This window comes from Acidocella sp., assembly GCF_036489515.1.
In the GTDB taxonomy this organism is placed as follows: Bacteria; Pseudomonadota; Alphaproteobacteria; order Acetobacterales; family Acetobacteraceae; genus Acidocella.
Map to the genome: position 1 here is coordinate 1 of NZ_DASXFO010000072.1, position 6,499 is coordinate 6,499.

Below are 6,499 nucleotides of genomic sequence, written 5' to 3' on the forward strand. Positions count from 1 at the left end.
GATGATGATGATGGGGCTGCATTTCATGGGCGATGTGCCGTTCCGCACCGTGTATATTCACGGCCTGGTGCGCGACGAGCGCGGGCAGAAAATGTCCAAGTCCAAGGGCAACGTGGTCGATCCGCTGAGCCTGATCGACGCTTATGGCACCGACGCGCTGCGCTACTCCGTGGCCGCCGCGGCGGGGCAGGGGCGGGACGTGAAGCTCGGGGCGAAGATCGTCGAGACCAACCGCAGTTTCATCACGAAAATCTGGAACGCCGCGCGCTTTCTGGAGATGAACGGCTGCAAGCCGAACCCGGCTTTCGATCCGGCCGGTGCGAAGCTGCCGCTCAGCCGCTGGATCCTTGACGCCGCCAACAGCGCCGTCGCCGAGGCCTCCGCGGCGCTGGAAGCCTTCCGGCCGAACGACTACGCGAACGCCTGCTACCGCTTCGCCTGGGGCGATGTCTGCGACTGGTTCGTGGAACTCGCCAAACCCGCCTTCGCCACCGAGGATGGACCAGAAGTCCGCGATGTCGCCGCCTATGTGCTGGGGATTCTGCTGCGGCTGATGCACCCGCTGCTGCCGTTCGTCACCGAGGAATTGTGGGATCATTTCGGCTACGGACCGCAAGGCTCGTTGATCCGCGCCCCGTGGCCGGAGGCGGTCCCGCTGTTCGAGGCCGAGGCGGCGCGCCACGAGGTCGCCTGGGTAGTGAACCTGATTTCCCAGGTCCGCACCGTGCGCTCGGAGATGAACGTGCCGCCCTCGATCAAGAGCCCCGTGCTGTTGAAGGACGCCGCACCCCAAAGCCTGGCCTGGGCCGACGCCTGGAGCGAGCAGATCGGGCGCATGGCGCGCGCCAGCGAAATCGGCCCCGTCGCCGGCGAGGTGCCGAAAGGCTCGGCGCAGGCGGTGCTGGGCGAAGCGACGATCGTGTTGCCGCTGGCCGAAATCATCGACCTCGACGCCGAGCGCGCGCGGCTCAGTTCCGCCCGGGCCAAGGCCGAAGCGGAACTGGCCAAGGTGGAGCAAAAGCTCGCCAACGAGGATTTCGTGAAGCGCGCGCCGGACGCCATCATCGAGGAGAACGAGGAGCGGCGGCGCAATTTCTCCGCCGAGATTGTGCGCCTCGATGCCGCGCTGCAGCGGATAGCTTAAGGAAAGGGAAGACGACTTTTTGTGAACAAAAAGTAGCAAAAAAACTTTGCTCCTTGGGGCCATGGGCGTTGTCGCCGACAACGCCCATGGCCCCAAGGAGCAAAAATTTTTGCGCCGCTTTTTTAAAAGCGGCCGCTTTCCTTTTTCTTATTTGGCCTGGCGCTTGTGCGGCGCCGGAAGCTCGCCCTAAATGTCCCGACCATTTGAGGACGCTCGAACAATGACAAAAACCTGGGACAAGTCGAAACTGCCGTCGCGCCACACCACGGTTGGTCCGGACCGCGCACCGCATCGCTCTTATTATTACGCCATGGGCCTCACCGAGGCGGAGATCGCGCAGCCTTTCGTTGGCGTCGCGACCTGCTGGAATGAGGCGGCGCCCTGCAACATCGCCCTCTCGCGCCAGGCGCAGTCGGTGAAGCGTGGCGTTAACGAGGCCGGCGGCACGCCGCGTGAGTTCACCACCATTACCGTCACCGACGGCATCGCCATGGGCCACCAGGGCATGAAATCCTCGCTGGTCTCGCGCGAAGTGATCGCCGATTCCGTGGAGCTCACCGTGCGCGGCCATGGCTATGACGCGCTGGTCGGTGTGGCCGGTTGCGACAAGTCGCTGCCGGGCCTGATGATGGCCATGCTGCGCCTCAACGTCCCGTCGGTGTTCATGTATGGCGGTTCGATCCTGCCCGGCCGCTTCAAGGACAGGGACGTGACGGTGGTCGACGTGTTCGAGGCCGTCGGCCAGCACGCCGCCGGCAACATGTCGGCCGAGGACCTGCACGAGCTGGAATGCGTGGCCTGCCCCTCCGCCGGCGCCTGCGGCGGCCAGTTCACCGCCAACACCATGGCGACCGTCTCCGAGGCGATCGGCCTGGCGCTCCCCGGCTCCGCCGGCGCCCCGGCGCCTTATGAGGACCGCGATCGCTTCGGCGTGCTCTCCGGCCAGGCGGTGATGAGTCTGATCGAAAAGCAGCTCCGCCCGCGCGACATCTGCACCCGCGAGGCGTTCGAGAACGCCGCCGTGGTGGTGGGCGCCACCGGCGGCTCCACCAACGCAGCACTGCATCTGCCGGCGATGGCCAATGAAGCCGGCATCCGCTTCACCCTGCAGGACGTCGCCGACATCATGCGCCGCACGCCCTACATCGCCGACCTGAAGCCGGGCGGAAAATACGTCGCGCTCGACGTGTACAACATCGGCGGCATTCCGGTGATCCTGAAATCCCTGCTCGATGCCGGGCTTCTGCACGGCCATTGCATGACCGTCACCGGCAAGACGCTGGCGGAAAACCTTGCCGACGTGGTGTTCCCCGAAAACCAGGACGTGGTGTTCCCGGTCTCCCGCGCGCTCACCAAGACCGGCGGCGTGGTCGGCCTCAAGGGCAATCTGGCGCCGGACGGCGCGATCGTGAAGGTTGCCGGGCTGAAGACCCAGGTCTTCACCGGCACCGCGCTCTGCTTCGACTGCGAGGAAGACGCCTTCGCCGCCGTGCAGGCCCGCGCCTACAAGAAGGGCGACGTCATGGTCATCCGCTATGAAGGGCCGAAAGGCGGTCCCGGCATGCGCGAGATGCTCTCCACCACCGCCGCCATCTATGGTCAGGACATGGGCGAGCACGTGGCGCTGATCACCGATGGCCGCTTCTCCGGCGGCACGCGCGGTTTCTGCGTCGGCCATGTCGGGCCGGAAGCCGCCGTCGGCGGACCGATCGGCCTGCTGCGCGACGGCGACAAGATCACCATCGACGCGGTCAACGGGACCATCGATGTGGCACTGACAGACGCCGAATTCGCCGCCCGCCGCGCCGAATGGAAGCCGCGTTCGACCAACTACAATTCAGGCGCGATCTGGCGCTACGGCCAGACCGTCGGCCCGGCCTATCTCGGCGCGCTGACCCATCCGGGTGCTGCCGAAGAGACGCATTGCTTCGCGGATCTGTAAGTAGGAACGAAAAGGCCAGGGGCTGTGCCCCTGGACCCCGCTGGGGCCGGAAGGCCCCAGACCCCGGAAGTTAGGCGCAGCCAGCAGGCTTTAAAATTCGTTTGGATGACGCCGGCGACCGGGACAGCATATGCACCGGTCGTGCCGGTCTTTGCACCAACTGGCCCGTGCAGTTCGGACAGCGGCCCTTTAGAACGGCCGTTGCGCAGGCCTCGCAAAATGTACACTCAAAAGAGCAGATAAAGGCCCCGGCTGCTTCCGCCGGCAAATCCTTATCGCAGCATTCGCAATTTGGCCTCAGTTCGAGCATGGAGCTTCCTGGGTTCGGTATGCGAAGCAGAAAAATCTTATGAATGCTGGGTCATGGGCGCTGTCGCCGACAACGCCCATGACCCAGCGTAAAAGAAGTTTTTGCGCCGCTTTTTTCAAAAAGCGGCCGCTTTCTTCTGTTCGCTTGATTTAGCCGAGCTGGGCTTCGGCAAACTCGTAGTTAGCGATTTTGTCGAGCCAGTTGGTGATGTAGTCAGGACGGCGGTTGCGGAAGTCGAGATAGTAGCTGTGCTCCCACACATCGAGGCCGAGCAGTGCCTTGCCTTCGCCGGTGGCGAGGGGGTTGGAGCCGTTCGGGGTCTTGGTCACTTTCAGCTTGCCGTCGGTGCCGAGCACGAGCCAGGCCCAGCCGGAGCCGAACTGGCCCACGCCAGCGACCTTGAACGCGTCCTTGAACGCCTGCACCGAGCCGAAATCCTGCGTCAGCTTGGCTTCCAGCTTGCCGGGCAGCTTGCCGCCGGTGGCGCTCATGTTCTGCCAGAACAGGTTGTGGTTCCAGTGTTGGCCAGCATTGTTGAACACCGGCGCCAGTTCCGGCTTGTTGTACGAGAGCTTGATGATCTCTTCGAGCGACTTGCCCTGCAGAGCGGCGTCCTTCTCGACGAAGCCGTTCAGCGCCGTCACGTAGGCCTGGTGATGCTTGCCGTGATGCAGCTCCAGGGTCTCCTGGCACATGCCGACGCCGGCCAGCGCCGCGGTGGTATAGGGGAGGGCGGGGAGTTCGAAAGCCATTTGGCGGTCTCCAATATTTGTTTCGTCGCGTCGATTAGCTATGGACGCTTCATGGCATCGTCAAGCGACCTTCTGCGCCGTCTGCGCGCCGCCGACCCCGACCGGTACTTCTGCACGCTGTTCGCACCGGCGGAACAGCGTGAGGCGCTGGCGCTGCTCTATCTGTTCAATCATGAGCTGGCGCGGGCGCGCGAGGTGGCGTCGCAGCCGATGCTGGCGCTGATCCGGCTCACCTGGTGGCGTGAAGTCGTCGAGGGGCAGCGCAAACTTCACGAAATCGCCACCCCGTTGAGCGACGCGCTGGAGGCCGGTCTGTTCCGCCCTGAGGATCTGTTGGCGCTGATCGACGCACGGGAGCAGGAAGCTGAGCCGGACATTCCCGACCTCGAAAATTTTTTGCGCTATGCGCGCGGCACGGCGGGCCGGCTGGCCCGCGTCGCCGGCAAGGTGTTGGGCGCCGACTCGGATATCGTGGAGGATCTTGGCGCCGCTTATGGCATTGCCGGCATCTTGCGCGCCGCCCCGTATCTGCGCGCGCAAGGCCGTTCGCTGCTGCCCGCCGACGGGACGCCGGTTGAGAAAATCATTGGCGCGGCGCGGGGGCTGCTCGGCGCACAGCCGCCGCGCCGCGTATTGGCGGCGGCGCTGCCGGCGGTGTTCGCGAGACGGGATCTGGGCCGCGCCGACCCGGCGCGCACCTTGGGCGACCGTCTGGCGGTCGCCTGGGCGGCGGTTACGGGGCGGGTGTGAAAGTGTGGCCGGTGAGGCGCTCGGCCTCTGCCCATAGCGCCTTCGCCACCGTCACATCGAGTGCCTGAGGTTCGATTTTCGCGACACCCGGCGGGCCGCGGAATTCCCTGAACCCGGTGGGCCCGTAATAGCCGCCTCGGGCGACGTTGGGCGCGGTGGCGGCGAATAGCGTCGGCAGCGCGCCCGCGGCGGAGGAATGCGTGAAGAAGCGTCCGAAGATCGGCGTGAGGCGCCCCATCAGGCTGTCATTCCCCGGCCCGTTCGCCACCAGCTCCGTGGTGGCGATGCCCGGATGCGCCGCGACGCTGGTGACGCCCCAGCCGCCCGCATCCGAGCGGCGCTGCAGTTCGAGGGCGAACATCAGCATCGCCAGCTTTGATTGCTGATACACGGCCCAAGGCTTGTAGCCTTTGACCGCGTGCAGGTCGTCGAGGGCGATCCTGCCCCGGCGATGCGCGATGCTGCTGACCTGCACCACGCGCGGCGCCTCGGACTTCATCAACCGCGGCATGAGCAGGGCCGTGAGCAGAAAATGGCCGAGGAAATTGACCCCGAGCTGGGTTTCAAATCCGTCCACCGTCAAGCGCCGTCGCGGCAGCGCCATCACCCCGGCATTGTTCACCAGAATGTCCACCGTTCCCTGGCTGGCCTTGATGCGCGCGGCAAAATCCCGGACCGAGGCGAGGGAGCCAAGGTCCAGCGCTTCAAACCGCACCAGCGCGCGGGGAACCGCCGCCTTGATGCGCGCCACCGCCGTCTCGCCGCGCGGGGCGTTGCGCGTGGCGACGATCACCTCCGCCCCGGCCCGCGCCAGTTCCAGCGCGGTGTCGTAACCGATGCCGCTATTGGCCCCGGTAACGATGGCGAATTTTCCCTCCTGCGGCGGGATGTCAGAGGCGGTCCATTGCGGCATGTTATGAAAGCCTCCGGGTGCTGGGCCGTGGGCGTTGTCCCCGACAACGCCCACGGCCCAAAGTAGCAAAGTTTTTTTGCTACTTTTTGTTCACAAAAAGTAGCCTTTTCTTTCCTTCAGCTCAGGCGCTTGGCCGCTTCCACGGCAAAATAGGTCAGGATGCCGGAACAACCGGCCCGTTTGAAGCCGAGCAGGCTCTCCAGCATCGCCCGGTCATGGTCGAGCCAGCCATTGCGCGCCGCCGCCACGATCATCGCGTATTCGCCGGACACCTGATAGGCGAAGACCGGCACCTCAAACCGCTCCTTCACGCGGCGGACGATGTCGAGATACGGCATGCCGGGCTTCACCATCACCATGTCGGCGCCCTCGGTGATGTCCATCGCCACCTCGGCCAGGGCCTCCTCGGTATTGGCGGGGTTCATCTGATAGGTCTTCTTGTCGCCCTTCAGCGCGCCCTGGCTGCCGATCGCATCTCGGAAGGGGCCGTAGAAGGCTGAGGCATATTTCGCCGCATAGCTCATGAGGCGGGTATGGATCAGCCCCTGCCCATCCAGCGCCGCACGCAGCACCGCGATTCGGCCATCCATCATGTCGGAGGGGGCGATGATGTCGATCCCGGCCTGTGCCTGATTAACCGCCTGTTGTTCGAGGATTTTCACGCTTTCATCGTTCGCGACATATTCAT

The 6,499-nt window shown here is 64.9% G+C and carries 7 protein-coding genes; 3 read left to right on the forward strand and 4 right to left on the reverse strand.

Features of this window, described 5'->3' with window-relative positions:
• Both VGG47_RS11455 and ilvD read left to right on the forward strand, forming a co-directional pair.
• Positions 1-1,144: class I tRNA ligase family protein (locus tag VGG47_RS11455; protein ID WP_331538606.1), on the forward strand; the 1,144-nt coding region annotated here is incomplete at its 5' end.
• Positions 1,145-1,364: 220 nt separating this feature from the next.
• Entirely contained in the window at positions 1,365-3,086 is a 1,722-nt protein-coding gene (gene ilvD, locus VGG47_RS11460) for a dihydroxy-acid dehydratase (protein ID WP_331538608.1), read from the forward strand.
• 70 nt (positions 3,087-3,156) lie between these two features.
• On the opposite strand, the gene VGG47_RS11465 is transcribed toward ilvD, so the two are convergent.
• Both VGG47_RS11465 and VGG47_RS11470 read right to left on the reverse strand, forming a co-directional pair.
• A complete protein-coding gene (locus VGG47_RS11465; protein ID WP_331538610.1) occupies positions 3,157-3,396 on the reverse strand; it encodes a DUF1272 domain-containing protein in 240 nt (79 codons plus the stop codon).
• A gap of 149 nt (positions 3,397-3,545) precedes the next feature.
• Positions 3,546-4,148 carry a superoxide dismutase gene (locus VGG47_RS11470; protein WP_331538611.1) on the reverse strand — a complete coding sequence of 201 codons (603 nt, stop codon included), beginning with the start codon at positions 4,146-4,148 and terminating at the stop codon, positions 3,546-3,548.
• A gap of 51 nt (positions 4,149-4,199) precedes the next feature.
• Between VGG47_RS11470 and VGG47_RS11475 the strand changes: the two genes are divergently transcribed.
• Positions 4,200-4,898: a squalene/phytoene synthase family protein gene (locus VGG47_RS11475; protein ID WP_331538613.1), complete on the forward strand. Its 699-nt coding sequence runs from the start codon at positions 4,200-4,202 to the stop codon at positions 4,896-4,898.
• Here the strand turns inward: VGG47_RS11475 and VGG47_RS11480 are convergent.
• Both VGG47_RS11480 and hemB read right to left on the reverse strand, forming a co-directional pair.
• The gene (locus tag VGG47_RS11480) at positions 4,882-5,811 is read right to left on the reverse strand and encodes an oxidoreductase (RefSeq protein WP_331538615.1); all 930 of its coding nucleotides are present in this window, start codon (positions 5,809-5,811) and stop codon (positions 4,882-4,884) included. The two genes, VGG47_RS11475 and VGG47_RS11480, sit on opposite strands and share 17 nt — an antisense overlap.
• A 116-nt stretch (positions 5,812-5,927) precedes the next feature.
• Positions 5,928-6,499 (reverse strand): porphobilinogen synthase (hemB, locus tag VGG47_RS11485; protein WP_331538617.1); only part of this gene is annotated, 572 nt, incomplete at its 5' end.